The following is a 25,796-nucleotide window of genomic DNA, read 5'->3' on the forward strand; positions in this document are numbered from 1 at the left end:
CCGGCGGCCCATCGTATAGCCCCGTAGTCGCATCAAAAAGCCGATAATTTTTCTCACGATGATCGAAAAACCTGATCAGCGCCTGCGGCTGAACCTGCGCCAGCTGGAGGTATTCGTCGCCACGGCGCACGCCGGTTCGACCCGCGGCGCGGCGGGGCGCGTGTCGCGTTCGCAGTCGGCCGCCAGCGCCGCGCTGGCCGAGCTGGAAGCCGCCCTGGGCGTGCCGCTGTTCGACCGCGTGGGCCGGCGCCTGCTGCTCAACGAGAACGGCCGCGCGCTGCTGCCGCGCGCCAGCACCGTGCTGGAACACGCCACCGAGCTGCAAACTCTGTTCGCGGGCGAGCACGCCACTCCGCTGCACGTGGCGGCCAGCTTCACCATCGGCGAATACCTGTTGCCCGGCCTGGTGGCGGAGTGGACACGCGCCCACCCGCGCAGCCGCGTGCGCCTGCGCATCGCCAACACCAGCGAGGTGATCGAGGCGGTGGCCGCCTTCACGGTGGACGTGGGCTTCATCGAGGGACCGCAGACGCACCCCGACCTCATGGTGCGGCCCTGGCGCCAGGACGAACTCGTGATCGTGGCCGCGCCCGACCACCCGCTGGCCGCGCGCGTGGCCACCCACCGGCAACTGGCCGACGCCACCTGGATCCTGCGCGAACCCGAGTCCGGCACGCGCCAGGCCACGGACAGCTGGCTCATGGCACACCTGGACCGGCTGGACGTGGGCTTCGAGCTGGGCAGCACCGAGGCCATCAAGCGGCTGGTGGCGGCCGGCGCGGGGCTGGGTTGCCTGTCGCTCCAGGCGGTGGCGCAGTCCCTGGAGGAGGGCCGGCTGGTGGCGCTGCGCACGCGGCTGCCGAAGGCGGTGCGCCGGCTGGCGGTGGTGACGCACCGGCACCGAGCGCTGGGGCGGACGGCGGCAGAGTTCGTGGGCCATTGCACGACGGGCGCTGCACCAACGGTCTGAACACCTGGCGGCACGACCGTCTGGCGCACAAACGGCGACCAGTCGTCGACTGTGCACACCTGGATTGGGGTGCATCCGAGGCAGCCGCGGGATACTGCTCTGCGGCCACGCGACCGTTTGAGGATGCCCATGAACGTACTGGAGCCAGCGATCTACCTGGTCACGGGTTTCTGTGCCTACGGCGCGCTGAACCACGTGGCGGACAACAACCTGCCGCGCCTGCGCCAGGCGCAATGGCTGCTGGCGGCACTGTGCGTGTGCATCGCATCGGGCAACCTGCTGTACATCGGCATGGTCGGCAGCACCGAGCTGCCAGCCTTCATCGCGCTGGCGCGGCTGAACCTGGCCACGGTGGCCATGCTGTACCTGTGCGTGCTGTGGTTCATCGCGCTTTACACCGACGTGCGCCCGCATTGGGTGCTGTGGCCGCTGACGGTGGTGTTTGTGGGGATGTGGTGCCTGAACTGGTTCGCACCGTACACGGCGTTTTTCGCCGAGCCACCCGTGCTGGAGCGCATTGCACTGCCCTGGGGTGGTGGAGTGACGCTGGCGGTTGGCCCCACGCACCCAGGTGCCCAGGTGTTCATGCTGGCCCTCGTGGTGCTGATCGGCTACGGCGCCTGCGCGCTGCGCACCATGCAGCGGCGGCCCGGCGCCGGCTGGGTCGGTCTGGGTCTGGCGCTGCTCGTGTTCAGCACCGTGGTGGCCCTCGTCTCGCGCCTGCGGCTATGGGACGTGCCGCCCGTGGGCAGCGTGGTCCTGCCCTTCATGCTGGTGGCCTTCAGCCGGGCGCTGCAGTCCGAGGCGCGGAGCCTGCTGGCGCTGAACCAGATGCTGATCGACCAGTTGCCGGCCAATGTCTATGCGCGCGACCTGGCCGGTCGCTTCACGTTTGTCAACAAGGCCTACGCCCGCACCCATGGCGTCGCCGCGGCCGACATCCAGGGCCGAACGCCGGAAGCGGTCTGGCCCGACGGCTTCGGCAGCCGCCTGCTGCAATACGACCAGGAGGTGCTGGCGGCCCGCGCATTGGTGGAGAGCGAGGAGCACCGCAGCGTCGACGGGCAGGAGCACACCTTCCTGTCGCGGCGCTTCCCGATCCGCCTGCCCGATGGCGCCATCGCGGGCGTGGCCGGCATCTCCTCGGACATCACCGAGCGCAAGGCCATGGAACAGGCACTGCGCGCGCTGTCGGCCGGTCTGGAACGCCAGGTCGACGCGCGCACCCAGGCCCTGCGCGAGCAGGCCGTGGCGCTGACCGAGGCCAAGGAGCGTGCCGAGGACGCCGCGGCCAGCAAGGGCCGCTTCCTGGCCACCATGAGCCACGAGATCCGCACGCCGATCAACGCCATCATGGGCATGGGCTACCTGGCGCTGAAGTCCGCCGCCGACGCGCGCCAGCGCGACCAGTTGTGCAAGATCCAGGGCGCGGCGGAGCACCTGCTGGGCATCCTGAACGACATCCTCGACTTCTCCAAGATCGAGGCGGGCCGGGTGGACATCGAGTGCACCGACTTCGCCCTCGACCAGGTGCTGCTGAACCTGCGCACCGTGGTGGCCGGGAAGGCCGATGCCAAGCACCTCGCGTTCACCGTCACCACCGCAGCGGACGTGCCGCCGCACCTGCGCGGCGATCCGCTGCGGGTGGGCCAGGTGCTGATCAACTACGCCACCAACGCCATCAAGTTCACCGAACGCGGCGCGGTGGCGGTCCAGGTGGGCGTGGACGCGCTGGACGCAGGCGGCGTGCTGCTGCGCTTCGCGGTGCGCGACACCGGCATCGGGCTGACGCCCGAGCAGATCGGGCGGCTGTTCCAGAGCTTCTCGCAGGCCGACCAGTCGACTACACGCCGCTTCGGCGGCACCGGGCTGGGCCTGGCCATCTGCAAGAACCTGGTGGAGCTGATGGGCGGCCAGGTCGGCGTCGACAGCACGCCGGGCCAGGGCTCGACGTTCTGGTTCACCGTGCGGCTGCAGCTCGGCACCGCAGGGGCGGCGGCGGGCGCGCCGCCGGCGGTCGATCCGGCCCGGCTCGCCACCTTGCGCGGCTTCCATGTGCTGCTGGCAGAGGACAACCTGCTGAACCAGGAGATCGCCAGCGAACTGCTGGCCGAGGTCGGCATCACGGTGGACGTGGCGTGCAATGGCCAGGAGGCGCTGGACCTGGCCACCACGCGGCCCTACGCGCTGGTGCTGATGGACATGCAGATGCCCGGCATGGACGGCATCGAGGCGACCCGGCAGATCCGCCGCAGGCTGACGGCCGCGCAGCTTCCCATCGTCGCCATGACCGCCAACGCGATGGCGGTCGACCGGGAACGCTGCCTGGCCGCCGGCATGGACGACTTCCTGTCCAAGCCGATCGATCTGCAGGCGCTGTGGCAGTGCCTGCTGCGCTGGCTGGCTGGGCCACAACCGGCAGCGGTGGCCCCGATGGCGGCAGTGGCCTCGGCGGCCGCCGTGGCGCAGCCCGCGCTGCCGGTTGCACCCGCGCCACCGATCACGGCCTTCGCGTTACCAATCGACGGCCTGGATGCGCAGCGCGGCCTGCGGCAGCTGGGCGGACGCGAGGCCCTGTACCTGCGCATGCTGCGCAGCTTCGCGGGCAGCCAGGCCGACGCGGTGGCGCGCATGCAACAAGCCCTGCAGCGGCAGGACGGTGCCGAAGCCAGGCGCGTCGCGCACACGCTGCGCGGCCTGGCCGCCGGCATCGGCGCCGGCCCGCTGGCCCGGCTCGTCGGCGAACTGGAGCACGGCATCGCCGCCGGCAGGCCGGCAACGGACCTGGCGCCGCAGCTGGACGCCGCCGAGCGCCTGTTGCAGCCGCTCGTGCGGGGGCTCTCCGAGGCCTTGCCTGCGGAGGCCGAGGTCGAGACCAAGGTCACGGCTGCGGCACTGCGCAGCCCGGTCGACGCTGGCAGCGCCAGGCTCATCGCCCTGTTGCGCGACAGCGACCCTGGTGTGCTCGACTACTTCGCACAGCACCGCAGCACGCTCGAAGCCGAGCTCGGGACGGAGACCGCGGCGCTGGGCCGCCACATCGCCGACTACCGCTTCGACGAAGCACTGGCGCTGCTGGGCGTGGCGCAGAGCTGAACTGCGCCGCCGGCCCCACGCGCATCAGCCAGCGTCAGGCGCAGCCAGGAACGCGTCGCCCGGCGTCAACGGCGCATGCCGGTAGCTGGCCGGCGTGCGGCTCAGCTTCACCGGTGCGCCCACGCCGCGGTAGCCGCCTTCCAGTTCAACCACCATGCCCCGGTGCGCGGTGTGCGGGTGCGTCAGCGCGGCGTCCACAGCCAGCACGGGCGCGGCCGGCACGCCGGCGGCCATCAGGTCGTCGACCAGCTGGCGACCGTCGAACTTCGCCAGCGCGGCCTCCAGCAGCGGCTTGAGCGCATCGCGGTGCACCGAGCGGCCGCCGGCCTCGCGGTAGTCCGCGTGCGCGGCAAGTTCGGGCACGCCGATGACGCGGCACAGGGCGGCGAACTGGCGGTCGTTGCCCACCGCCAGGAACACCGGGTCGGTGGCCGTGCGCACGGTGTCGTAGGGGTAGATGTTGGGATGGGCGTTGCCGGTGCGACCCGGCACGCGGCCGTCCATGAACCAGTTGGCTGCATGCGGGTGCAGCAGCGAGATGCCGGCGTCGTACAGCGCGGCCTCGACGAGCTGGCCCTGGCCGCTCTTGTGCCGCTCCTGCAGCGCCAGCAGCACGCCGATCACCGCGTTCAGGCCGGTGACCATGTCGACCACGGGCAGGCCCACGCGCAGCGGCTCGCCACCGGCCTCGCCGTTCACGCTCATGAGACCGGTCATGGCCTGCACGGCGGCGTCGTAGCCCGGCAGCGCGCCGAGCGGGCCGTCGGCACCGAAGCCCGAGACGCGGCACCAGATCAGGCGCGGAAAGCGCTCGGACAGCTGCGCGTAGCCGATGCCCCAGCGCTCCATGGTGCCGGTCTTGAAGTTCTCGACCAGCACGTCGGCCTGCCCCACCAGCGCCAGCAGCTTGTCGCGCTCGGCCGGGTCGCTCAGGTCCAGGTGCTGCACGCGCTTGTTGCGGTTCAGCCCGTGGTAGTACGAGGCCACCCCGTCCTTGAACGGCGGCCCCCAGGTGCGGGTGTCGTCGCCGCCAGGTGGCTCGACCTTGAGCACGTCGGCGCCGTGGTCGCCGAGGATCTGGCCGCAGTAGGGGCCGCCGAGGATGCGCGAGAGGTCGAGCACGCGGATGCCCGCCAGGGCGCCGGGGGCAGTGGTCATGGGAAGTCTCCTAGTCCTTGGACGGTGTGCGCTCCACCAGCTTGAAGGTGCCGGTCGCCAGCGTGAGCAGGTTGCCGTCGGCGTCGTGCGCCTCGCCGCGCACGAAGCACAGCGATTTGCCGCGCCGCTCGCAGCGGGCCGTGGCGGTCACGTCGCCGCGGGTGCCGGCGACATAGTGCAGCGCCATGTCCACCGTGATGACGCCGTAGCGCGCGGGGTCGTGCGCACGCGCGGCGCACGAGAGCACGCTGTCCATCAGCACCGCGTAGGCGCCGCCGTGCACGTCGCCGCGGCTGTTGGCGTGTTGCGGGTTGGCCGGCATCAGCACGCGGGCCTCGTCGCCTTCGATGTGCAGGCCGCGCAGGCCGAAGGCCTGGACCATGGGCATGCGCAGGCTGAACAGGGTGTCGGGGGCTTCGTTGTCGAAAGAAGGCATGGCAAACGTCGGGTTGGGTCGAAAACGCCCGAGGTTACTGGACGGTTGCCATCAGTCGAGTTGCGCACCGGACTGCTTGACCACCGCCGCCCAGGCGGTCTTCTGCGCGGCGATGAACTTGGCCAGCTGCGCGGGCGCATGGTCGGGCGCGCTCTCCAGCCCCTGGGTGGCGAACAGCTCCTTGACCTTGGGGCTGGCCAGCACCTCCACGAACGCCTTGTTGAGCTTGGCAACGCGCTCGGCCGGCGTGCCGGCGGGCGCCACGATGCCGAAGAACACGCTCACGTCGTAGCCGGGCACGCCTTGCTCGGCAATCGTTGGCAGGTCGGGCAGCGCCTGCGAGCGCTGTGCCGTGGCGATGCCCAGCGCGCGCAGCTTGCCGGCCTTCACATAGGGCAGTGCGGTCAGCACGTCGGTGAAGCTCATGCTGACCTGGCCGCCCAGCAGGTCGTTCAGCGCGGGGCCGGTGCCCTTGTAAGGAATGTGCTGGATGTCGGTGCCGGCCTTCTCGTTGAACAGCACACCGGCCAGGTGCGAGGACGCGCCGTTGCCCGACGAGGCATAGCTGAGCTTGGCCGGGTTGGCCTTGGCGTAGGCGATCAGCTCCTTCACGTTCTGCGCCGGCACGTTGGGGTTGACCACCAGGATGTTGGGCAGGTGGCCGACCTGGATCACCGGCGCGAAGCTCTTGACCGGGTCGTAGCCGCTCTTGCGGTACAGGCTGACGTTGATCGCGAGCGGGCCCGAGGTGCCGAACAGCAGCGTCTGCCCGTCGGCCGCGGCGCGCGCCACGTACTCGGCGCCGATGTTGCCGCCCGCGCCGGCGCGGTTCTCCACGATCACGGGCTGGCCCAGCTTGTCCTTCATCTCGGCGGCCAGTGTGCGCGCCATGGCATCGGTCGGCCCGCCGGGCGGGAAGGGCACGACCAGCATGACGGGCTTGTCGGGGAAGGTTTCGGCCTGGGCCATGGGCGCGATGGCCAGCAGCGCGGCGGACAGCAGGGTGGCGAGGATGCGCATGGTTGTCTCCTTGGGGGCAGTGCGGCGGCCGGCCGCCGGATGCGGCGGGCGGGCGCGGGGATCGAAAAGCTCAGGCGGCGATGGCGGCGGGATGCGTTGCGCCGGCCTGCCAGTCCGCTGGGATGTCGGCCATCGCAAGCGGGTCGCGCGGCAGCACGCGGTGCAGCAGCACCAGCTGCGCCCAGCGCAGCCGCGCGGCCGAACCCGTGCGCTGCGCCTCCCAGGCCATGGCGATGGCGCTGGTGCAGTGGTACAGGCCGGATGCGGCCTGGCGCGCGAGCACCTCACCGCCCTGGGCCGCCGCGGTGTGCCCGAGCGCTGCGGCGCGCGCGAGGGCCTCGCGCAGCGCACGCGCGAAGGCCGGGGCCGGGGCGGCCCCGTCCAGCAGCGCGTGCAGATGCGCCTGCAGCACGGGCAGCGCGTTCTCGCGCTGGATGGCACGCACCACGTCCAGCGCCACGATGTTGCTGGTGCCTTCCCAGATCGAGCCCAGGTGCGCGTCGCGCACGAGGCGCGCGTCGGACCATTCCTCGATGTAGCCGCAGCCGCCGCGCACCTCCATCGCGTCGCCCGTGACCTTGCGCGCATCGCGGCAGGCGCGGAACTTGATCATGGGCGTGAGGATGCGCAGCAGCGCGTAGGCACCCTCCTCCCCCGCATCCGACCGTGCCAGCGCTTGCGCGGTCTGGAACACCATGCTGCGCGCCTGCTCGGCCGGCAGGCGCAGCTTGTCGAGCTGGCGCTGCATGAGCGGCATGTCGGCCAGGCGCTTGCCGAAGGCCATGCGCTGGCTGGCGATGAACTCGGCCTCGGCACAGGCGCGGCGCATCATGCCCGCCGAGCGCACACCGTTGGACAGGCGCGAGTTGTTGACCATGTCGGCCATCTGCACGAAGCCGCGGCCGCGCTCGCCCACCAGCCAGGCCACCGCGCCGTCCAGCGTGATCTCGCCCGAGGCCATGGAGCGTGTGCCCAGCTTGTGCTTCAAGCGCACGATGCGGTAGTGGTTCAGGCTGCCGTCGTCCAGGCGGCGCGGCAGCAGGAACAGCGAGACGCCCTTGATGCCGGCCGGCGCGCCGTCGGGCCGGGCCAGCACCATGGCGAAGTCGGCATCCGGGTTGGAGCAGAACCACTTGTCGCCGGTCAGGCGCCAGCTGCCGTCGCCCTGCGCGGTGGCCCGCGTCAGCGTGGCGGCGATGTCGGAGCCGGCGGCCTGCTCGGTCATGAACATGGCGCCCTGGGCCAGTTCGTCGAAATCCAACGAGGTCAGGCGTGGCAGGCAGCGCGCCACCAGCGCCGGGTCGCCGAACTTCTTGAGCGTGCGCGTGAGCGAGTCCGTCATCGAGACCGGGCAGCACAGGCCGAACTCGGCCTGCACGAACAGGTAGAACAGCACGTACTTGACGGCCGGCGGCATCTTGCCTTGCCAGCCGAAGCTCTCCTCGCGGTGCGAGATGGAGCCCATGGCGAACTCGGAGAGCGCGAGCCGCTCCATCTCCACATAGGCCGGGTGCTTGACGATGGTCTGCACGTCCAGCCCCGTGCGCGTGCGGTGCTCCAGCACCGGCGGATTGTGGTCGGCCGTGCCGGCCAGATCGTCGAGCGGGCCGCCGGCCAGGGCGCCCAGCCGCTCGAAGTGCGGCAGCATGTGGCGGCGCAGTTCGTCGGGCAGGTAGAGCGCCAGCAGCTGCTGCAACTCGGTGTCGGTCGCGAACAGGTTCTGGCCGTGGCGGTCGGGGATGGGATGGGCGGCGTGGTCGGCAGCTGCGTCTTGGGGCATGGTCTGTCTCCGTTGAAACGCCATGGTGCAGGCTTGAACCATGCATGTCCAATATCGTTGCTGACTTGATCCATAGGAGATACCTATTGATGGAACTGCGCCACCTGCGCTACTTCGCCGTGCTGGCCGACGAGCTGCACTTCGGCCGTGCCGCCGAGCGGCTGGCGATCTCGCAGCCGCCGCTGTCGGTGGCGATCCGCCAACTGGAAGACAGCGTGGGCGCGCGGCTGTTCGAACGCAACAGCAAGCAGGTCCGGCTCACGCCGGCCGGCCAGGCGCTGCGGGCGTCGGCGCGCAAGCTGCTGCGCCAGGCCGAGGAGGCGGCGCTGGAGGCGCGCGAGGTGGCGGCCGGTTCGGCCGGGCGGCTGCGGATCGGCTTCGTCGGCGCGATGCTGTACCGCGGCCTGCCGCAGGCGCTGGCGGCGTTCCAGGCCAGCCATCCGGCCGTGCGCATCAGCCTGGCCGAGCTCAATTCGGCCGAGCAGATCACCGACCTGCTGCACGACAGGCTGGACCTGGGCTTCATGCACACCGCGCGGCTTCCGGCCGAGCTCAGCGCGCGCCTGCTGCTCAGCGAGCCTTTCGTGGCCTGCCTGCCAGCGGACCATGCCCTGGCGCGCAAGCGCCGCGTGGCGCCGGCCACGCTGCGCGAGGAGGCCTTCGTCCTGTTCTCGCGCGCCGCCTCGCCCGATTACCACGAGCGCATCCTGGCCATCTGCGCACAGGCCGGCTTCCTGCCGGAAGTCCGGCACGAAGTGCGCCACTGGCTGGCGGTGGTGTCGATGGTGGCGCAGGGGCTGGGCGTGGCCCTGGTGCCGCAGGCCATGCAGCGCTGCGGTCTGCAAGGCGCCGTGTTCCGTTCGCTGCAAGGCGTCACGGCGTTGTCGGAGGCCTATGCCGTGTGGCGGCCCGGACCGCACAACGTGCTGGTGGACGGCCTGCTCCATGCGGTACGCCAGGCGCGGCCTGCCGAAGCGGTCGGCGCGGGCCTGCGGGGCGGTGCGGGGCAAAGACACGATTCGTTGCAATGAGGTCGAACACTGTTTTTAAATACAGCTAAGATGGATTTCAGGCCCCCGCCGGTGGCCCCCACCTATCGCCCCCCATCGCAGCGCTTGCTCCCTCACCATGACCTCGGCCGCCGCTCCCGCCATTGCCCAGATCGCTGCCAGCGCGGTGTCGCCCGCTGCCGCTTCGCCGCTGGTCTTCGGCTGGCTCAGCGTGCCGTTGCTGACAGCGGTGATCCTCGCGTGCTCGGCCACGGTCGCCTTCGTCGGCCTGTCCTTCACGTTGCTGGCCTCGCGCGCCGACACCTTCCGCAACCTGCGCGTGGGCTTCAATGCCTTGCGTGCGTCCATGCCCGCGCGGTTCTGGACCTTGACCGAGATGCCTGAACCCGCGCAATTCGCGCAGCTGGTGAAGTACTGGCAGTACGCCTTCGACGAGTGGGTCATCACGCGCGAGCTGAACCCCCTGGTGTTCGGCCGGCTCTGGCGCGCCTACTACCGCGACGTGATCCGCGTCTCGTGCAAAAGCCCGGTGATGGTGGCCGCGCTGTTCCAGGCAGCAGAGGGCGCCACGGCGGCGGTCGACTTCAAGTTCATCGCGCTGGTGCTGGGGCCGCGCTTCACCGAACCCGCCGTGCTGGCGCGCGCCAAGGAGCTGGCGCAGCAGCACCGCATCGCAGTGCCTGCAGGCTGCCCGTAGCCGAAGCGCTGGCGCTCAGGTGCTGCCGCGCAGGCCCCCCAACCGCGCACCGAGGATCTGGCCCGCCCCGTCCATGAGGCGGTCCAGCAGCGCCTGCACCGTGGCCATGGTCCCGCTCATCAGGCCGCGAGCTGCAGGATCTCCAGCACGTCGGCCGGCTCGGTGATGCGCCGCGCATTGCCGCGCGTGAAGATCTCGCCCATGCTGATGCGCGCGATGTTGTCGAACTGCTCGGCCTGCACCCCCACGGCGCGCAGGTTGCCGGGCAGGCCCAGCTGCGCCACCAGGTCGGCGAAGGCATCGCCGGCCGGCACGCCGGGCCGGCCCAGCGCCTCGGCCAGCAGGCGCTGGCGCTCGGCCGTTGACGGCGCGCTCCAGCGCAGCACGGCGGGCATCAGCACCGGCGTGCAGAAGTAGTGCGGCACGCCGCAGGTGCCGCCCAGCACATGGCCGATGGCGTGGCTGGGGCCCATCATCACGCCGCCGAACACGCTGCGGCTGGACAGCCCGTACGAGCACAGCCACGACGCGATCTGGCAGGCCGCGCGCAGCTCCAGGTTGCCGGGGTCGGCCTGCCACTGCGGCAGCAGCGCGGCCATGCGGCGGATGCCTTCGAGCACCACGGTGTCCGACAGCGGCGTGGGCGAGATGGACAGCAGCGCCTCGATGGCGTGGTCCAGCGCGCGCGTGGCCGAGCCCAGCCACAGGTGGGCCGGCGTGTGCACCGTCAGCGCCGGGTCCAGCACCACCATGCGCGGCATCATGTGGGCGTGGAAGAAGGTCTGCTTGTGGTGGTGGCGCTCGTCCGTCACCAGGCAGCCGGCGTTGAACTCGCCGCCGTTGAGCGTGCTGGGCACGGCGACCATGCGCACCTGCGGGCCTTCGAAGCTCGGCCGCACGATGCGGCCCTCGGGGCTGAGCTTGGTCTCGAACGCGTCCAGGCCCTGCAGGTGCTCGTCGGTGAAGCCGTGGCGCAGGCACAGCGTGACCATCTTGGCCCCGTCGATGACCGAGCCGCCGCCCACGGCCACGACCAGGTCGGCCCCCACCTCCTGCGCCGCCTGCGCGGCACGCGCCACGCCGCGGCGCGTGGTGTGCTGGGGCATGCCGTCGAAGGTGCCGGCATGGCGCTCGCCCAGCGCCGCGGCGATGCCGCGCACCACGTCGGTGGTGGTGTTCAGCGTGCGGCTGGCCATGATGAACACGCGCCGCGCGCCGGCGCGCTCGGCCTCGGTCACGATGGCCTCGGCCGCGGGGCGGCCGAAGTGCACGCGCTCGATGGCGGGAAAGCTGTGGGCGCCGACGGCGGCTGGGATGGGCTGCATGGTGGTCTCCGATGAGGGTGGTTGGGCGGGCCTGCAATGCACCCCTCTTGTTCTGCACTGCAGTCGGTCGTTCCGGTCGGTGCCATTCTGAGCAGCAAGCGGCGAAAATGGCAGCATGGCCACCCGATCAAAAACTGCAGTGCAGAACACCCAGGTCCCTGCCGCCCCCACCACGCGCGACCCGCAGGACCGCCACTTCGTCACCGCGCTCGCGCGTGGCCTCAAGGTGCTGAGCTGCTTCAAGTCGGGCGAGGAGCGCCTGGGCAACCAGGAGCTGGCCCAGCGCTGCAAGCTGCCCAAGTCCACCGTCACGCGCCTCACCCACACGCTGACGCGGCTGGACTACCTGCACCACATTGAGGAGTCGGGCCGCTACCGCCTGGGCGTGGCGGCGCTGGCGCTCGGCGGCACCACGCTGGCGCGGCTGGACGTCAAGGAGGTCAGCCGGCCCCTGATGCAGGCGCTGGCCAACGCCACCAGCACCCTGGTCTCACTGGGCACGCGCGACGACCTGGCCATGCTCTACATCGAGAACTGCCGCGGCTACTCGCTCGTGACGCTGCGGCTGGAGATCGGCTCGCGCATCCCGCTGGCCTCCACGGCCATGGGCCGGGCCTTCCTGGCCGGTGCCGAGCCGGCGCTGCGCCAGGGGCTGGAAGACCGCCTGCGCGCGCTCGACCCGCTGCAGTGGCCGCGCCTGCAAAAGGGCATCGACCAGGCCGCAGCCGACATCGCCGCCCACGGCTACTGCAGTTCGTTCGGCGACTGGCATGCCGAGATCCACGCCATCGCCGTGCCGCTGCGCACCGGCCAGGGCCTGCCGCCCATGGTGGTCAACGCCGCCTGCCCGGCCACGGCGACCTCGGCCGAGATGCTCACGCGGCTGGTGCAGCCGCGGCTGATCGAGACGGTCCGGGCGATCGAGGCGCGGTTGGAGCTTGAAGGTCGGCTGCTGCCTGCATATATTATTCGTCGAACTATTCACGAATAATTCTTCAACATGGCTGCAGGACGGCATCCACCGGCGCTCCAGGACCGCACGCGGGCGCTCGAAGCGCTGCTGCGCGACGAGCCGCTGTCCGCGCAAGCGCTGGGCGCGGCTCTCGGCATCAGCCAGCCCACGCTGTCGCGCACGCTGCAGGCAGCGCCTGAACTATTCACGCAGTTCCGCATTCCCGGTGAGCGCACGCCGCGATACGCGCGCCTGCGCGCCCTGCCCGGAGGACTGCTGCCGCGCCAGACCGTCTACCGCGTCACGGCCACGGGCGCGATCGAGCCGTTCGCCCAGGTGGAATTCCTGGGCGGCGGCGCGACGCTGGAGCGCGGGACGCGCAGCAGGACCCGGCTGTACGGCGGCCTGCCGCCCTACATGGCCTTCTCCGCGCCGTCCGGCTTCCTGGGCCGCCAGGTGGCGCAATCCGTCGCGTCGCTGCTGCACCTGCCGCTGAGCCTCAGGGACTGGAGCGACGACCACCGCATCGCCTATCTGTTCACCCGGGGACTGAACCTGGCGGGCAACCTGGTCTATGGCGACCTGTCGCTGCAGCTGGAGATGGATCTGCGCCAGGCCGAGGCCACGCCGGCCCGGGACAAGCTGGCGCACTACGTGGCCATGGCCAGCGCGCTCAAGGAGGCTTCGTTCGGCTCCAGCGCCGGCGGCGAACAGCCGAAGTTCCTGGGCGTGGTGCAGGACGCCGGCCATGTGATCGTCAAGTTCGCGCGCAAGGGCAGCCGCATGGCAGACCTGTTGCCCCTGGAGCACCTGGCCCTGCGCGCACTGGCCGAAGTGGATGTGCCTGCGGCAGCGTCGGAACTGCTGGCGTCAGGCGACCATGTGTTCCTGGAGGTGCGCCGCTTCGACCGGATCGGGCTGCACGGCCGCATCGGCATGTTGTCCGCAGGGTCGGTCGACGATGAATTCTTCGGCGCACGCGACACCTGGTCGGAGTTCGCAGCGCGCTGCGAGCTGGCCGGCTTCCTGTCCGCGGACGATGCGCGGCGCATCGACGTCATGGCCGCCTTCAGCGAACTGATCGGCAACGGAGACCGGCACTTCGAGAACATCTCGCTGCTGATCGGCGAGGATGGCGAATACCAGGGCGTGGCGCCGGCCTACGACATCCTGCCGATGCGCTACGCCCCCATCGGCGCAGGCGTGGACCCGGACCTGCTGCCCATCGCACCACGCATCGGCAGCATCGGCGCCAAGCCCGCGGTGTGGGCCCGCGCAGCGCTGGCGGCCGAGCGCTTCTGGACCGCCGCGCAGCACGCCGCCCTGCCCGTCACCATCCCGCCCGCGTTCCGCACGCTGGCAGCGCGCAACCTGGCCGTGGCGCAGGCGTTCGTGGCGCCCTTGCTGCCGGCGCGCGCCACGCCGTAGCGCACTGCGCGGGCAATCAGCCGCGCTGGCGCACGATCTCTTCCTCGACCTCGCGCAGCCGGTCCTTGCCGAAGAAGAGTTCGTCGCCGACGAAGAAGCTCGGCGAGCCGAAGGCGCCGCGCGCGTGCGCCTCGTTGGTGTTGGCCAGCAGCTGGGCCTTCACGTCGGCGTCCTGCGCCGTGGCGAGCAGTTGCGCGGCCGGCAGGCCGGCTTCCTCCAGCGTGGCGGTCACGACGGCGGGCTGCCCCATGTCCAGGCCGCGCTCCCACATGGCCACATAGACCGCCTCCACATAGGGCGCGAAGCAGCCGAGCTTGTGCGCCGCCACCGCGCCGCGCATGAGCTGCAGCGTGTTGATCGGAAAGAAGGGGTTGAAGCGGTAGTTGCCGAGGCTGTGCCGGGCGACGAAGCGGTCGACCTCCATCCGCTCGTAGGCGCGTTTGTTGGGGATGTCGGCGAAGGCCTCGGCCGGCGAGCGGTTGTTGCAGAGCTTGAACAGCCCGCCCAGCAGGATGGGCACGTAGTCGAAGCGCACGCCGGTGCGCGCCTCGATGGCGGGAATGACCCGGTGGGACAGGTAGGCGTTGGGGCTGCCGAAATCGAACAGGAACTGGACGTTGGGGGCGGTCATGCGGTGTCTCCTTGCAGACGGTTCTTCGTTCACCAGGCTTCCAGCCAGGGCCGCAGCTCCAACTCGTGCGTCCAGGCATTGCGTGGCTGCTGGTGCAGCTGCCAATAGGCCTCGGCGATGCTCTCGGGGTCGACGATACCCTGTTGGTCCTTCAGCGCGTAGCGCTCGGGGAAGGTGGTGCGGATGAACTCGGTGTCGATGGCGCCGTCGATGACCGGGTGGGCCACATGGATGCCCTTGGGCCCCAGCTCGCGGGCCATGCTCTGCGCCAGCGCGCGCAGTGCGGCCTTGGCCCCGGCAAAGGCCGCATAGCCGTCGCGCCCGCGCAGGCTGGCCGTGGCCCCGGTGAAGATGATGCTGCCGCGCCCGCGCGGCAGCATGGCCTTGGCCACCTCTCGGCCCATCAGGAAGCCGCCGAAGCAGGCCATCTCCCAGACCTTGAAGTACACGCGGGCCGTGGTCTCGGTGATGGGAAAGCGCACGTTGGCGCCGATGTTGAACACCGCCGCCTCGATGGGCGCGATCTCGGCCTCGATCTTCTGCACCAGGGCCACCATCTCCTCTTCCTTGCGCGCGTCGCTGCCAAAGGCGTGGGCCTTGCCGCCCTCGGCCTCGATCTGCGCCACCAACGGCGCGAGCTTGTCGGCGCTGCGCCGCGTCACGCAGGCGATGTAGCCCTCGCGCGCGAAACGCCGGGCGATGGCGCCGCCGGTGGCATCGCCGGCGCCGATCACCAGGACGGCCTTGGGGGTGGGGGTTGTCATGCGGTCTCCTTCAATGGTTCGGGGGGTCACAGCACCGGCGGCACGCCGCCCTGCGCCGGCTGCTGGGCCAGTGTCTTGAGCACGTTCTTGAGCACCTTGCCGGTGGGCGCGGCCGGCAGCGCCGGCAGGAAGCGGATCTCGCTGGGCAGCTTGTAGGGCGAGAGGCGCTCGCGCAGGTGGCGGCGCAGGCCGTCCTCGTCGAGCGCCGCGCCGCCCTGGGTCTCGACGAAGGCGACCACTTCCTCGTTGTGTTCCACGGTGCGCCCGACCACGGCGGACTGCACGACCTGCGGGAAGGCGTTGATGGCCTGCTCCACCTCGACCGGGTAGACGTTGAAGCCGGAGCGGATGATGAGCTCGCGCGTGCGGCCGGCGATGTGCAGCGCCCCATCGTCCGTGCGCCGGGCCAGGTCGCCGGTGTTGAACCAGCCTTCGGCGTCGACGGCGGCGCGCGTCTGCTCCGGGTTGCGGTAGTAGCCGCGCATCACGTTGGGCCCGCGCACGTGCAACTCGCCGACCTCGCCGGGCGGCACGGGCTGGCCTGCGCGGTCGAGCAGCCGCACCTGCACGCCGGGCACCGGCGGGCCCACGGCGCAATCGGCGCGCGGCGCATCGACGGGCGTCTGCGCCACCGTGGGCGCGGTCTCGGTCAGGCCGTAGCCGTTGTGCAGCGGCAGGCCGAACACGCGCTCCACGTCGGCCTTCAGGCTGGTGGTGAGCGGCGAGCCCGACACGCCGATGAAGCGCAGCCGCGGCGCCGCCAGCGGCCGGCCCTGGCGCAGCTCCAGCAGCCGCGCGAACATGGCCGGCACGCCCATGAAGACGGTGGCGCCCTGCTGCTCCAGCGCGTCGGCCAGCGCCTGCGGCGTGAAGCGCGGCTCCAGCAGCAGTGCCGCGCCGCTGGCCATGCTGCCGAGGAACTGGATCGACAGGCCGACCACATGCGCCATGGGCAGCACGCCGTACAGCAGGTCGCCCGGGCCGAAGCGCCGCTGCGTGCGCAGCGTGTTGGCCGCGAACAGCAGGTTGGCGTGGCTCAGCATCACGCCCTTGGGCGCCCCCGAGGTGCCGGAGGTGTAGATCATGGCGGCTACCTGTTCGGCCGCGTCCGCCGCGCTGGGCTCGGGCTGCACCGCATCGGCCAGCGGGCCCAGCAGCAGCCCGTCGAGCCCGGGCCAGTCCACGGCCGCGGCGCCATGGCGCTCGGCATGGCGGGCCGCGTCGGCCGAGACATGCGCGGTGTAGAGCACGCGCCGCGCGCCGGAGTGGGCGATGAACTCGTCGATCTCGCGCGGCGACAGGCGCGCGTTGACGATGGCCGGCCAGGCATCCAGCCGGCTCAGCGCGAGCACCAGCACGCACAGCGCGACGCAGTTCTCACCGACCAGCAGCACACGGTCGCCAGCGCGCACGCCGGCGGCCTGCAGCGCGGCGGCCGTGGCCAGGCCGGCGCCGTCGAGCGCGGCATAGCCGAGGGCGGTGTGGGCGTCGCGCACGGCCGGCGCGTCGGGCTGGGTGCGGACCCAGGGGTCCAGCAGCTCATGGATGCGCCGGGGCGGCGCCGTGGTCGTTTGCGTCAAGCCTGTCTCCTGTGCGGGACGCCGTGCAGCGTCCTCTGCGCAGGATGGTAGGGCGCAAGCCGGCCCGTGAGGGCTTGCGCAGGCCTGGTGCGCCCAAGTTCAAAACTGCATGGTGGAACGGCAGCCTGCAGGCGCTGGCCTCTCAATCAGGCTGCGCCCGGATCTCCTGCGAGCGCTTGGCCAGCTCGTGCCGCAGCTGCTTGCGCTCCTGCGCCTGGGCATGGCGGCGGCGCTCGTCGGGCGAGAACGGCCGCAGCGGCGCCACCGCCACCGGCTTGCGCTCCTCGTCCACGGCCACCATCGTGAAGAAGCAGCTGTTCACATGGCGCGAGGCCTGGGTGCGGATGTTCTCGGCGATGACCTTGATGCCGATCTCCATCGACGAGGTGCCCGTGTAGTTGACCGAGGCCAGGAAGGTGACGAGTTCGCCGACCAGGATGGGCTCGCGGAACATCACCTGGTCGACCGACAGCGTGACCACGTAGCAGCCCGAGTAGCGCGCCGCGCAGGCGTAGGCCACCTGGTCCAGCAGCTTCAAGATGGTGCCGCCGTGCACGTTGCCCGAGAAGTTGGCCGTGTCCGGCGTCATGAGCACGGTCATCGTGAGCTGGTGGGCGGGCATGTCCAAGGCGGATCTCCGGTCGGTGGGGGCGCCGATTGTCACGCGAAAGCCATGCCAGTCCGCGCTCGGCGTCGGCCCGCGACTACAGGGGCTCGCGCCGCTGGCCGGGCGCCAGCGCCTCGCTGCCCTGCCAAGCTGGAGCTTTGCCCAACCCCGGAGACGCCATGACAGACCCCGCCCCCGCCAAGCCCCAGAAAGCTCCTCAGGAAGAGCCCGAGCTGCGCCAGGAAGAGTCCGTGCCCAGCGACGGCAAGGACACCAAGGGCGAGAAGATGATGGAGGAATTGGGCCGCGACAAGCCCGGCAAGCCGCTGGCGCCCGACGACGCGCGCGGCTAGCGACTGCCTCATGCCGCTTCGGCGTGCAGCCCTTGCGCGTGGAGCCCCTGCGCGTGCAGCCCTTCCTTGAGCGGCTGGAAACTGTCGGCCGTGGCGATCGGCCAGTAGTAGCGGAACACGTTGTGCAGCTGGTCGACCGGCCCCAGCAGTGCGCCGGGGGCCACGCGCATGATCAGGTTGGACAGCAGGCGCACCTCGGTGTCGGAGATGCGCCGCACGATGTGGTGCGCGGTGATCTGCTGCGGGTGCTCCAGCCCTGCGGCCTGCACCAGTTCCTGCAGTGCATGCAACGTGCTGCGGTGGAAGTTGTGCACGCGCTCGGCCTTGGCCGGCACCACCAGCGCCTGCTGGCGCACCGGGTCCTGCGTGGTGACGCCCGTGGGGCAGTGGCCGGTGTGGCAGGCCTGGGCCTGGATGCAGCCCAGCGCCATCATGAAGCCGCGGCCCGCGTTGCACCAGTCGGCCCCCAGCGCCATCATGCGCGCCACGTCGAACGCCGTGATCACCTTGCCGGCGCAGCCGACCTTGATGCGCTGGCGCAGGTTCACGCCGACCAGCGTGTTGTGCACCATGAGCAGCCCCTCCTGCAGCGGCGCGCCCACGTGGTCGCTGAACTCCACGGGCGCCGCGCCGGTGCCGCCCTCGGCCCCGTCGACGACGATGAAGTCCGGCGTGATGCCGGTCTGCAGCATGGCCTTGACGATGGCGAACCACTCCCATGGGTGCCCCAGGCAGAACTTGAAGCCCACCGGCTTGCCGCCCGACAGGCGCCGCAGCTCGGCGACGAAGCGCATCATCTCCAGCGGGGTGCTGAAGGCGCTGTGCGAGGACGGCGAGATGCAGTCGATGCCCACAGGCACGCCACGCGCCGCGGCGATCTCCATCGTCACCTTGGGCCCGGGGAGCACGCCGCCGTGCCCGGGCTTGGCGCCCTGGCTCAGCTTGATCTCCACCATCTTGACCTGTGGGTCGGTGGCGTTGGCGGCAAAGCGCTCGGCGCTGAAGCTGCCGTCGTCGTTGCGGCAGCCGAAGTAGCCCGAGCCGATCTCCCAGATCAGGTCGCCGCCGTGCACGCGGTGGTGCTGCGAGATGGAGCCCTCGCCCGTGTCGTGCGCGAAGCCGCCGAGCTTGGCACCGCGGTTCAGCGCCAGGATGGCATTGGCCGACAACGCGCCGAAGCTCATGGCCGAGATGTTGAACACGCTGGCGCTGTAGGGCTGGGTGCAGGGGTGGGTGTGGGCCGGGGCGCCGGTGTCGCCGATGTCCACCCGGAAGTCGTGGCCGGCCAGCCGCGTCGGCTGCATCGAGTGGTTGATCCACTCGTAGCCGAGCAGGCTCACATCCAGGTGGGTGCCGAAGGGCCGGTTGTCGGGGTCGCCCTTGGCGCGCTGGTAGACCAGTGAGCGCTGCGCGCGCGAGAACGGCGCGGCTTCGGCGTCGCTCTCGATGAAGTACTGGCGGATCTCCGGCCGGATGAACTCCAGCAGGAAGCGCATGTGGCCGATCACCGGGTAGTTGCGCAGGATGGCGTGGCGCGTCTGGCGCAGGTCGTGCACGCCGGTTCCGCTGAGCACCGCGAACACCAGCAGCGCCAGCCATGCCGGCCAGGCCGTGGGCGTCAGCGCCACCGCGACCGCGCTGGCCGCCAGGCCCGCCAGGCACAGCGCGAAGCTGCTGTAACGCATCGGGAAGAGGGATGGCGTGGTCGGTCGCATGGAGCTCTCTGATGGATTGTTGTACGGCGGCAAGCCGGCGCAGTGCACCATGATCGCAGCAGACGGACAAGCCGGAATGACACTGCCCCATGCCGTAGCATCGACCGATGCGTTTCCTTGCCAAGAGCCTTGCCACCCTGCTGCTGGCCGCCGCCGTCATCCTGCCCCTCGGCGTGGTCGGCCTGCTGGTGCTGGCCTGGTACTGCACCGACCACCAGCCCAGCGTGGTCCGCCTGGCCGTGACCACGCCGGCCGACGTGGCGCGCGCGCTGCGCCTGGCCGAACGCAACGATCCACGCAGGGCGCCGCAAGGCGTGCTGCGCACCATCACGCTGACGCAGGAAGAGCTCGACCTGCTGCTGCCGCAGCTGGCCGCGCACGCAGCCCGCGGCCAGGCCGTGGCCGAGCTGCAGGACGGCCGCGCCCGCGTGCAGCTCAGCCTGCCGCTGCCCAGCAGTCCGTTCGGCTCCTGGCTCAACGTGCAAGGGCAGCTGGTGCAGACCGAGGGCCTGCCGCGGGTGCAGGCGCTGCGGCTGGGCCGGCTGGAAGTGCCGCAGCCCATCGCCGACTGGCTGCTCGCGCGCGGGATGGCCTGGCTGCAGCAGAACCCCGGGCTCGGCACCGCGGCCGATGCGGTGCAGCGGGTGCAGATCACGCCGCAGGCCCTGAGCGTGGTCTACGCATGGCACGACGGCCTGCCCGGCCCGCTGCAGGCTGCCCTGCTCCCCCCCGAGGAAGTGCAACGCCTGCGCGCCCAGCAGCAGCGGCTGGCGCAGCTGGTGGACGCACCGCAGCCGCAAGGCGTGGCATTGCACGAACTGCTGCAGCCGCTGCTGGCCCTGGCCGGCGAACGCGCCGGCGGCACCAAGGCCACGCCCGAAGAACGCGCGCAGGAGCAGCGCGCCGCGCTGCTGGTGCTGGCCTTCTACGTCAACGGCAAAGGGCTGGCGGCCATTGCGCCCGCGGCGGCCGACGGCCCGGCGCCGCGGCCGCAGCGCGTGCAGCTGGCCGGCCGCGGCGACCTGGCCCAGCACTTCAGCGTGTCGGCCGCGCTGGCGGCCGTGGCCGGCACGCCGCTGGCCGACGCCGTGGGGCTCTACAAGGAACTGGACGATGCGGGCGCGGGCGGCAGCGGCTTCTCGTTCGTGGACCTGGCGGCCGACCGGGCCGGCGCGCGCCTGGGCGCGCTGGCGGTCGGCCCGGCCGCGGCGCAGGAGCGGCTGCAGCGCCGCGTGGCCGCCGGCCTGACCGAGCAGGACCTGCTGCCCAGCGTGCGCGACCTGCCCGAGTTCCTGCCGCAGCCGATGTTCCAGAAGCGCTATGGCGAGCCCGGCAGCCCGGCCTACAAGCGCATGCAGGCCGACATCGAGCGGCGCATCGGCGCGCTGGCCCTGTACCGCTGAGCCGCCGCTACATCGCGCTCGGCAGGCCGCCCAGGCGCAGGAACAGCGACAGCTGGCGCACATCGGCCTTGCGCGCCGCCGGCAGCGCGCGAAAGCGCTGCTTCAACTGCGACGCGACACTGGCCGGCCCCATGGCCACGGGGCTGCGCAGCACCACCGTGAACGGGCTCACGGCCGTCGCGTAGATCTGCGCCCGGCCGGCCAGGTGCCGCTGCGCCACGCGCTCGAAGTCCTGCAGCGTGAAGGCCGCGTGCAGCGAGTGGATGTAGTCGTCGATCAGCGCGCGGCTCTCGCCGGCGGCGGCGCGGCTCACGAAGTAGCGGATCGACTCGGCGCTGCGCAGCCGGCCGAAGTCGTTGAAGTACACCGTGCCCTGCGGCTTGAGCACGCGTGCCACCTGCGCGAACGCGCGGTCCAGCGCGTCCTCGTCGGGCAGATGGTGGAAGGCCATGGAAGAGACGGCCAGGTCGACGCTCTGGTCGGCGATGCCGGCCAAGGTGGTCATGTCCTCGCACTGCAGCGTGGCATTGGCGATGCCGCGCGCGTGGAAGGCCTGCGCCGCGCGCTCCAGCATGGGCTGGGACAGGTCGGCACCGATGAAGCGCGCGCCCGGGTTCAGCTCGGCCAACTGGCCGAGCAGGTTGCCGGGGCCGCACCCCAGGTCCAGCACCGTGCCGCCGGGCGGCACCATGCGGCACATCTGCGCCAGGTGGTAGAGGTAGGCGCCCGACAGCGCGCCGTTCTCGCGGCCGCCATTGGCATAGGCGGCCACGGCGTCCTCTTCCTCCATGGCCTGGGTGGGCTCGGGCGTGCGGGCCAGAGGCTCGCGCAGCGTGAGCTCCCGGATCACGGTCTTCAGCAGTTCTGGCATGAGCATGGCGGGCCTCCGGTCGCTGTGGGGTGGTGGATTTGCGTTGTGCGACCGGGGCGGATTGTGCGGTAGCGGGGGGCTGCCGCGATGCTCGAAGCGCTTGGACGAACCCATCCCGCCTCGGCATGAGGGCATCGCCGGCAACGCGGTACCGGCCACAGAATCGCCGCTCGACCGATTCCCCGCGTGCCTCCATGAACGACACCTCCCCCACCGGCTTTCGCCCCGACACCCAGGCCCCTGGCCCAGGGGTCGCGCTGAGCGTGGCCATCGCCCGGCCACCCGAGGCCATCGCGGCCCAGATCGCCGGCGTGCAGGCCGTCCTGCAACGCCAGCTCGGTGGGCACCTGCGCGCCATCCACCTGTACGGCTCGGCGATCGATGGCGGGCTCAAGCCCTGCAGCGACATCGACCGCATGGTGGCCGTGGCCGCACCGCTGCCGCCGGACGTGCGGCACGCGCTGCTGCACGCGCGGGTGGCCGCGACCATCCTTTTCTGCAAACACGCCGTGCTGCGCCCACTCGCCCCCGAACCCAGGCCGCCCGCATGACCACCCTGCTCGACGAACTCCAGGCGCTCGAAACCGAGCTGCACCATCCCGGCCACCGCTGCACGCCCGCGCGGCTGGAGCGGCTGCTCCATGCCGATTTCCACGAGGTCGGCCGCTCCGGGCTGGCCTACGACCGCGCCACCGTGCTGGCCTGGCTCACGCGCCAGGCCGACCGGCCCGATGTGGTGTCGGACGCTTTTCGCATGGAGCGTCTGGCGCCAGACATGGCGCTGCTGCACTTTCGCTCCGTGCTGCGCGACGCCGGCGGGCCCACGCAGCACACGCTGCGCATGTCGCTGTGGATGCAGACCACGGCCGGCTGGCAGCTGCGCTACCACCAGGGCACGCCGGCCGCGCAAGCCTGGTAGCGCCGCACTCCCCGCGCGCCATGGACTCCATCGCCCCGCACGCCGGCATCCACCTGCAACGCGCGCCGGCTGGCCGGGCGTTCAGGCCAGCGCCGATGCCGGGCCGAAGAACTCGTAGCGCGCCTGCGCGGCCGGCACGCCCAGGGCCTGCAGGTCGCGTTGCAGCTGCGCCATGAAGGGCTTGGGGCCCAGGAAGTAGGCGTCCAGGTCGCGGTCCGCGGGCAGCCAGTCCTGCAGCCGGGCACGGTCGAGCCGGCCCGTGGCATGCGCGGTGGGGCCGGCGCCGGCCTGCTCCTCGTGGCAGTAGAAGACCTGCAGGCGCGGGTGCCGGGCAGCCTGGGCGTCCACATGGGCGCGGAAGGCGTGCACGTCGGCGTTGCGCGCGCAATGGATGAAGTGCACGGGCCGCTGGCCCGGGGCGGCCAATGCGGCGTCCAGCATGGCCAGCGTCGGCGTGATGCCGACGCCGCCGCTGATCAGCACCAGCGGCTTGTCGCCCGCGGCCAGCGTGAACGCGCCGGCCGGCGGGAAGACATCGAGCAGGTCGCCTTCCTGCACGCGGTCGTGCAGGTGGTTGGAGGCCAGGCCACCAGGTTCGCGCTTGACGCTGATGCGGTACTGCCGGCCATCGGGCGCGGCCGACAGCGAGTAGTTGCGGCGGATTTCCTGGCCGCCCACGACCAGGCGCAGCCCCAGGAACTGGCCGGGGTGGAAGTCCAGCAGCGCCCCGCCATCGGCCGGCACCAGGTGGAAGGAGGTGATTTCGGCGCTCTCGCGCTGCCTCGATGCCACGCGGAAGGCGCGCGCGCCGCGCCAGCCGCCCGGCGCCTGGGCGTTGTCGGCATAGGCTGCGGCCTCGGCGCCGATCAACAGCTTGGCCAGTTGGCCGTAGGCCGCGGCCCAGGCCTCGATCACGGCATCGGTGGCGATCTCGGCGCCCAGCACCTCGCGGATCGCCTGCAACAGGCTGTCGCCCACCATGGGGTAGTGCTCGGGCTGCACCTGCAGCGCCACATGCTTCTGCACGATCTGCTGCGCCAGCGGCCCCAGGGCTTCGAGCCGGTCGATGTTTTTGGCGTACATCAGCACGCCGTTGGCCAGCGCGCGCGGCTGGTCGCCGCTGGCCTGGTGGGCCTGGTTGAACAGGGGCCGCACCTCGAGATGGTCGCGGAACAGCAGCTGGTAGAAGTGCGTGGTCAACGCCTCGCCGCCGGTTTCCAGCAGGGGCACGGTGCTCTTGACGATGTCGCGTTGCGCAGGGGTCAGCATGGGGGACTCGATTGGTGGATGACCCGCATGCACAGGCAGCGTTCGTGCCAGGGAAAAAATCCTTGCGCTGCAACGGCTTGCCGAGCCTCAGGTCAAAATGACGCAGCTTGAAAACCGGTCTTGATGACCTCTTTCGGGACATGATGACTCCCCAATCCCTGCTCGCCGCCATGCTGCCGCTGGTGGCCGACCTGGCACGCCAGATCCCGCCGTCCGAGCGCTACCGCCGCCTGCTCGACGCGGTGCGCCGGCTGCTGCCGGCCGATGCCGTGGCGCTGCTGCGCCTCGATGGCGACGCCCTGGTTCCGCTGGCCGTGGACGGGCTGGCGCCCGACACGCTGGGCCGGCGCTTCCTGGTCGGCCAGCACCCGCGCCTGCAGGCGCTGCTGCAGGCCGAGGAGCCACTGCGCTTCGCGCCCGACTGCGGCCTGCCCGACCCCTACGACGGCCTGGTCGAGCATGTGCACGGCCACCTGCCCGTGCACGACTGCATGGGCTGCGCCCTGCGCGTGCAGGACCGCACCTGGGGGCTCATGACGCTGGATGCGCTGGCGCTGTCGCGCTTCGAGGCGGTGGACATGCAAACCCTGCAGAGCCTGGCGGACCTGGCCGCCGCCACCGTGGCCGCGGCGGAGCGCATGGACGATCTCGCGCTGCGTGCCGAGGAGGCCCAGCGCCGGGCCGAGCAATACCGCCGCGCGGCCGGCCGCGAACGCACGCGCCGGCTCGTGGGCCGCAGCGCCGCGCACCGCGCGCTGCTGCGCGAGATCGCGCTGGTCGGCCCCAGCGACCTGACCGTGCTGGTGGGCGGTGAGACCGGCGTGGGCAAGGAACTCGTCGTGCAGGCCCTGCATGCCGCCTCACCGCGCGCCGCGCGCCCGCTCGTGAGCCTGAACTGCGCGGCCCTGCCCGAGAACCTGGTCGAGAGCGAGCTGTTCGGCCATGTGCGCGGCGCCTTCTCGGGCGCCGTGGCCGAGCGCCAGGGCAAGTTCGAGCTGGCCGATGGCGGCACGCTGTTCCTCGACGAGGTCGGCGAGCTGCCGCTGGCGGTGCAGGCCAAGCTGCTGCGCGTGCTGCAGAACGGGCAACTGCAGCGCCTGGGCTCGGACCGCGAACACCGTGTGGACGTGCGCCTGGTCGCCGCCACCAACCGCGACCTGGCGGCCGAGGTGCGCGCCGGGCGCTTCCGCGCCGATCTGTACCACCGGCTCGGCGCCTACCCGCTGGCGGTGCCGCCGCTGCGCGAGCGTGGGCGCGATGTGCTGCTGCTCGCCGGCGCCTTCCTGGAGGAGCAGCGCGCCAGCCTCGGGCTGGGCAATGTGCGGCTGGATGCGCAGGCGCAGCAGGCGCTGCTGGCCCATGCCTGGCCGGGCAATGTGCGCGAACTCGAGCATGTGCTGGCGCGCGCGGCGCTGCGCGCGCTGGGCCGGCATGGCCAGCGGCCGCGTGTGCTGAGCGTGGACGCCGAAGACCTCGGCCTGCCGCACGCCCCGGCGGCGTCGCACGCGGCGGCCGCCGCACCGGCCGCACCAGCCACACCGGCCGCACCGGCCGCAGCAGTGGCCGTGGCCGGCCAGCCGCTGCGCCTGCAGGTGGCGTCCTTCGAGCGCCTGGCTATCGAACAGGCCCTGGCCGCACAGCACGGCAACTGGGCTGCCGCGGCGCGCGCGCTGGAGATGGACCGCGCCAATCTCGTGCGGCTGGCGCGCCGCCTGGGCCTGGCGGTGCCGGCGCGCAACGGGCGGCCCGGCGCTGGCCCCGGCCCCGCCGGCCCCGAGCGCTGAAGGCGCGGCGGGCGCACCCGGCTGCCGA

23 protein-coding genes are annotated in these 25,796 nt (G+C 71.6%); 11 read left to right on the forward strand and 12 right to left on the reverse strand.

The window, feature by feature from the left end; all coding sequences use genetic code 11:
- Positions 1-58 precede the first annotated feature (58 nt).
- Together DES41_RS17175 and DES41_RS17180 are read left to right on the forward strand one after the other, a co-directional pair.
- On the forward strand, positions 59-970 hold the full coding sequence (locus DES41_RS17175; protein ID WP_114468858.1) for a LysR family transcriptional regulator: 912 nt from the start codon (positions 59-61) through the stop codon (positions 968-970).
- Between the two features lie 129 nt (positions 971-1,099).
- Positions 1,100-4,066 carry a PAS domain-containing hybrid sensor histidine kinase/response regulator gene (locus DES41_RS17180; RefSeq protein ID WP_170168201.1) on the forward strand — a complete coding sequence of 989 codons (2,967 nt, stop codon included), beginning with the start codon at positions 1,100-1,102 and terminating at the stop codon, positions 4,064-4,066.
- A gap of 24 nt (positions 4,067-4,090) precedes the next feature.
- Here DES41_RS17180 and DES41_RS17185 read toward each other — a convergent pair whose 3' ends face one another.
- From DES41_RS17185 to DES41_RS17200, 4 genes are all read right to left on the reverse strand, one after another.
- Complete coding sequence (locus tag DES41_RS17185) at positions 4,091-5,224, reverse strand: CaiB/BaiF CoA transferase family protein (RefSeq protein WP_114468860.1); 1,134 nt, start codon at positions 5,222-5,224, stop codon at positions 4,091-4,093.
- A 10-nt stretch (positions 5,225-5,234) separates the two neighbouring features.
- On the reverse strand, positions 5,235-5,660 hold the full coding sequence (locus DES41_RS17190) for a PaaI family thioesterase (RefSeq protein ID WP_114468861.1): 426 nt from the start codon (positions 5,658-5,660) through the stop codon (positions 5,235-5,237).
- Positions 5,661-5,711: 51 nt separating this feature from the next.
- A complete protein-coding gene (locus DES41_RS17195) occupies positions 5,712-6,680 on the reverse strand; it encodes a Bug family tripartite tricarboxylate transporter substrate binding protein (RefSeq protein WP_114468862.1) in 969 nt (322 codons plus the stop codon).
- A gap of 70 nt (positions 6,681-6,750) precedes the next feature.
- A complete protein-coding gene (locus tag DES41_RS17200) occupies positions 6,751-8,460 on the reverse strand; it encodes an acyl-CoA dehydrogenase family protein (RefSeq protein ID WP_114468863.1) in 1,710 nt (569 codons plus the stop codon).
- An 89-nt stretch (positions 8,461-8,549) separates the two neighbouring features.
- Between DES41_RS17200 and DES41_RS17205 the strand changes: the two genes are divergently transcribed.
- Together DES41_RS17205 and DES41_RS17210 are read left to right on the forward strand one after the other, a co-directional pair.
- Positions 8,550-9,491 carry a LysR family transcriptional regulator gene (locus DES41_RS17205; protein WP_114468864.1) on the forward strand — a complete coding sequence of 314 codons (942 nt, stop codon included), beginning with the start codon at positions 8,550-8,552 and terminating at the stop codon, positions 9,489-9,491.
- A 97-nt stretch (positions 9,492-9,588) separates the two neighbouring features.
- Complete coding sequence (locus tag DES41_RS17210; protein ID WP_114468865.1) at positions 9,589-10,167, forward strand: hypothetical protein; 579 nt, start codon at positions 9,589-9,591, stop codon at positions 10,165-10,167.
- 119 nt (positions 10,168-10,286) lie between these two features.
- Here the strand turns inward: DES41_RS17210 and DES41_RS17215 are convergent, their stop codons facing one another.
- On the reverse strand, positions 10,287-11,492 hold the full coding sequence (locus DES41_RS17215; RefSeq protein WP_114468866.1) for an iron-containing alcohol dehydrogenase: 1,206 nt from the start codon (positions 11,490-11,492) through the stop codon (positions 10,287-10,289).
- Between the two features lie 139 nt (positions 11,493-11,631).
- Between DES41_RS17215 and DES41_RS17220 the strand changes: the two genes are divergently transcribed.
- Both DES41_RS17220 and DES41_RS17225 read left to right on the forward strand, forming a co-directional pair.
- Entirely contained in the window at positions 11,632-12,483 is an 852-nt protein-coding gene (locus DES41_RS17220; RefSeq protein ID WP_245965745.1) for an IclR family transcriptional regulator, read from the forward strand.
- A gap of 9 nt (positions 12,484-12,492) precedes the next feature.
- A complete protein-coding gene (locus DES41_RS17225; protein WP_114468868.1) occupies positions 12,493-13,872 on the forward strand; it encodes a HipA domain-containing protein in 1,380 nt (459 codons plus the stop codon).
- A 16-nt stretch (positions 13,873-13,888) separates the two neighbouring features.
- Here DES41_RS17225 and DES41_RS17230 read toward each other — a convergent pair whose 3' ends face one another.
- The 4 genes from DES41_RS17230 to DES41_RS17245 form a co-directional block, all read right to left on the reverse strand.
- Positions 13,889-14,503: a 2-hydroxychromene-2-carboxylate isomerase gene (locus DES41_RS17230; RefSeq protein ID WP_114468869.1), complete on the reverse strand. Its 615-nt coding sequence runs from the start codon at positions 14,501-14,503 to the stop codon at positions 13,889-13,891.
- Positions 14,504-14,532: 29 nt separating this feature from the next.
- Complete coding sequence (locus DES41_RS17235; RefSeq protein ID WP_114468870.1) at positions 14,533-15,267, reverse strand: SDR family oxidoreductase; 735 nt, start codon at positions 15,265-15,267, stop codon at positions 14,533-14,535.
- 26 nt (positions 15,268-15,293) lie between these two features.
- Positions 15,294-16,847 carry a class I adenylate-forming enzyme family protein gene (locus tag DES41_RS17240; protein WP_245965746.1) on the reverse strand — a complete coding sequence of 518 codons (1,554 nt, stop codon included), beginning with the start codon at positions 16,845-16,847 and terminating at the stop codon, positions 15,294-15,296.
- Positions 16,848-16,989: 142 nt separating this feature from the next.
- Positions 16,990-17,475 (reverse strand): acyl-CoA thioesterase, encoded by a 486-nt coding sequence (locus DES41_RS17245; protein ID WP_114468871.1) that lies wholly within the window; start codon positions 17,473-17,475, stop codon positions 16,990-16,992.
- 158 nt (positions 17,476-17,633) lie between these two features.
- Here DES41_RS17245 and DES41_RS38435 point away from each other — a divergent pair, with 158 nt between their 5' ends.
- Positions 17,634-17,807: a hypothetical protein gene (locus tag DES41_RS38435; protein ID WP_170168202.1), complete on the forward strand. Its 174-nt coding sequence runs from the start codon at positions 17,634-17,636 to the stop codon at positions 17,805-17,807.
- An 8-nt stretch (positions 17,808-17,815) separates the two neighbouring features.
- On the opposite strand, the gene DES41_RS17250 is transcribed toward DES41_RS38435, so the two are convergent.
- Entirely contained in the window at positions 17,816-19,522 is a 1,707-nt protein-coding gene (locus DES41_RS17250; protein WP_114468872.1) for an FMN-binding glutamate synthase family protein, read from the reverse strand.
- A 107-nt stretch (positions 19,523-19,629) separates the two neighbouring features.
- Here DES41_RS17250 and DES41_RS17255 point away from each other — a divergent pair, with 107 nt between their 5' ends.
- Entirely contained in the window at positions 19,630-20,925 is a 1,296-nt protein-coding gene (locus tag DES41_RS17255; protein WP_114468873.1) for a hypothetical protein, read from the forward strand.
- Between the two features lie 7 nt (positions 20,926-20,932).
- On the opposite strand, the gene DES41_RS17260 is transcribed toward DES41_RS17255, so the two are convergent.
- Positions 20,933-21,802: a class I SAM-dependent methyltransferase gene (locus tag DES41_RS17260; protein WP_114468874.1), complete on the reverse strand. Its 870-nt coding sequence runs from the start codon at positions 21,800-21,802 to the stop codon at positions 20,933-20,935.
- 188 nt (positions 21,803-21,990) lie between these two features.
- Here DES41_RS17260 and DES41_RS39745 point away from each other — a divergent pair, with 188 nt between their 5' ends.
- Complete coding sequence (locus DES41_RS39745; RefSeq protein ID WP_114468875.1) at positions 21,991-22,347, forward strand: hypothetical protein; 357 nt, start codon at positions 21,991-21,993, stop codon at positions 22,345-22,347.
- Positions 22,344-22,715 (forward strand): nuclear transport factor 2 family protein, encoded by a 372-nt coding sequence (locus DES41_RS17270; protein ID WP_114468876.1) that lies wholly within the window; start codon positions 22,344-22,346, stop codon positions 22,713-22,715. Before DES41_RS39745 ends, DES41_RS17270 begins: the two co-directional genes overlap by 4 nt.
- A gap of 81 nt (positions 22,716-22,796) precedes the next feature.
- On the opposite strand, the gene hmpA is transcribed toward DES41_RS17270, so the two are convergent.
- Positions 22,797-23,984, reverse strand: a complete 1,188-nt coding sequence (hmpA, locus tag DES41_RS17275; RefSeq protein ID WP_114468877.1) for an NO-inducible flavohemoprotein — start codon at positions 23,982-23,984, stop codon at positions 22,797-22,799.
- Positions 23,985-24,127: 143 nt separating this feature from the next.
- Between hmpA and norR the strand changes: the two genes are divergently transcribed.
- Positions 24,128-25,768, forward strand: a complete 1,641-nt coding sequence (gene norR / locus DES41_RS17280) for a nitric oxide reductase transcriptional regulator NorR (protein ID WP_114469033.1) — start codon at positions 24,128-24,130, stop codon at positions 25,766-25,768.
- Positions 25,769-25,796 lie beyond the last annotated feature (28 nt).

This window comes from Pseudorhodoferax soli (assembly GCF_003337555.1).
GTDB lineage: Bacteria > Pseudomonadota > Gammaproteobacteria > Burkholderiales > Burkholderiaceae_C > Pseudorhodoferax > Pseudorhodoferax soli.

Coding starts and splice junctions, on each gene's coding strand:
- DES41_RS17210 (WP_114468865.1), top strand. CDS start 9,589: ATGACCTCGGCCGCCGCTCCCGCCATTGCCCAGATCGCTGCCAGCGCG.
- DES41_RS17225 (WP_114468868.1), top strand. CDS start 12,493: ATGGCTGCAGGACGGCATCCACCGGCGCTCCAGGACCGCACGCGGGCG.
- DES41_RS39745 (WP_114468875.1), top strand. CDS start 21,991: ATGAACGACACCTCCCCCACCGGCTTTCGCCCCGACACCCAGGCCCCT.
- DES41_RS17195 (WP_114468862.1), bottom strand. CDS start 6,680: ATGCGCATCCTCGCCACCCTGCTGTCCGCCGCGCTGCTGGCCATCGCG.
- DES41_RS17270 (WP_114468876.1), top strand. CDS start 22,344: ATGACCACCCTGCTCGACGAACTCCAGGCGCTCGAAACCGAGCTGCAC.
- DES41_RS17215 (WP_114468866.1), bottom strand. CDS start 11,492: ATGCAGCCCATCCCAGCCGCCGTCGGCGCCCACAGCTTTCCCGCCATC.
- hmpA (WP_114468877.1), bottom strand. CDS start 23,984: ATGCTGACCCCTGCGCAACGCGACATCGTCAAGAGCACCGTGCCCCTG.
- DES41_RS17175 (WP_114468858.1), top strand. CDS start 59: ATGATCGAAAAACCTGATCAGCGCCTGCGGCTGAACCTGCGCCAGCTG.
- DES41_RS17200 (WP_114468863.1), bottom strand. CDS start 8,460: ATGCCCCAAGACGCAGCTGCCGACCACGCCGCCCATCCCATCCCCGAC.
- DES41_RS17180 (WP_170168201.1), top strand. CDS start 1,100: ATGAACGTACTGGAGCCAGCGATCTACCTGGTCACGGGTTTCTGTGCC.
- DES41_RS17185 (WP_114468860.1), bottom strand. CDS start 5,224: ATGACCACTGCCCCCGGCGCCCTGGCGGGCATCCGCGTGCTCGACCTC.
- DES41_RS17235 (WP_114468870.1), bottom strand. CDS start 15,267: ATGACAACCCCCACCCCCAAGGCCGTCCTGGTGATCGGCGCCGGCGAT.
- DES41_RS17190 (WP_114468861.1), bottom strand. CDS start 5,660: ATGCCTTCTTTCGACAACGAAGCCCCCGACACCCTGTTCAGCCTGCGC.
- DES41_RS17250 (WP_114468872.1), bottom strand. CDS start 19,522: ATGCGACCGACCACGCCATCCCTCTTCCCGATGCGTTACAGCAGCTTC.
- norR (WP_114469033.1), top strand. CDS start 24,128: ATGACTCCCCAATCCCTGCTCGCCGCCATGCTGCCGCTGGTGGCCGAC.
- DES41_RS17255 (WP_114468873.1), top strand. CDS start 19,630: ATGCGTTTCCTTGCCAAGAGCCTTGCCACCCTGCTGCTGGCCGCCGCC.
- DES41_RS38435 (WP_170168202.1), top strand. CDS start 17,634: ATGACAGACCCCGCCCCCGCCAAGCCCCAGAAAGCTCCTCAGGAAGAG.
- DES41_RS17205 (WP_114468864.1), top strand. CDS start 8,550: ATGGAACTGCGCCACCTGCGCTACTTCGCCGTGCTGGCCGACGAGCTG.
- DES41_RS17230 (WP_114468869.1), bottom strand. CDS start 14,503: ATGACCGCCCCCAACGTCCAGTTCCTGTTCGATTTCGGCAGCCCCAAC.
- DES41_RS17260 (WP_114468874.1), bottom strand. CDS start 21,802: ATGCTCATGCCAGAACTGCTGAAGACCGTGATCCGGGAGCTCACGCTG.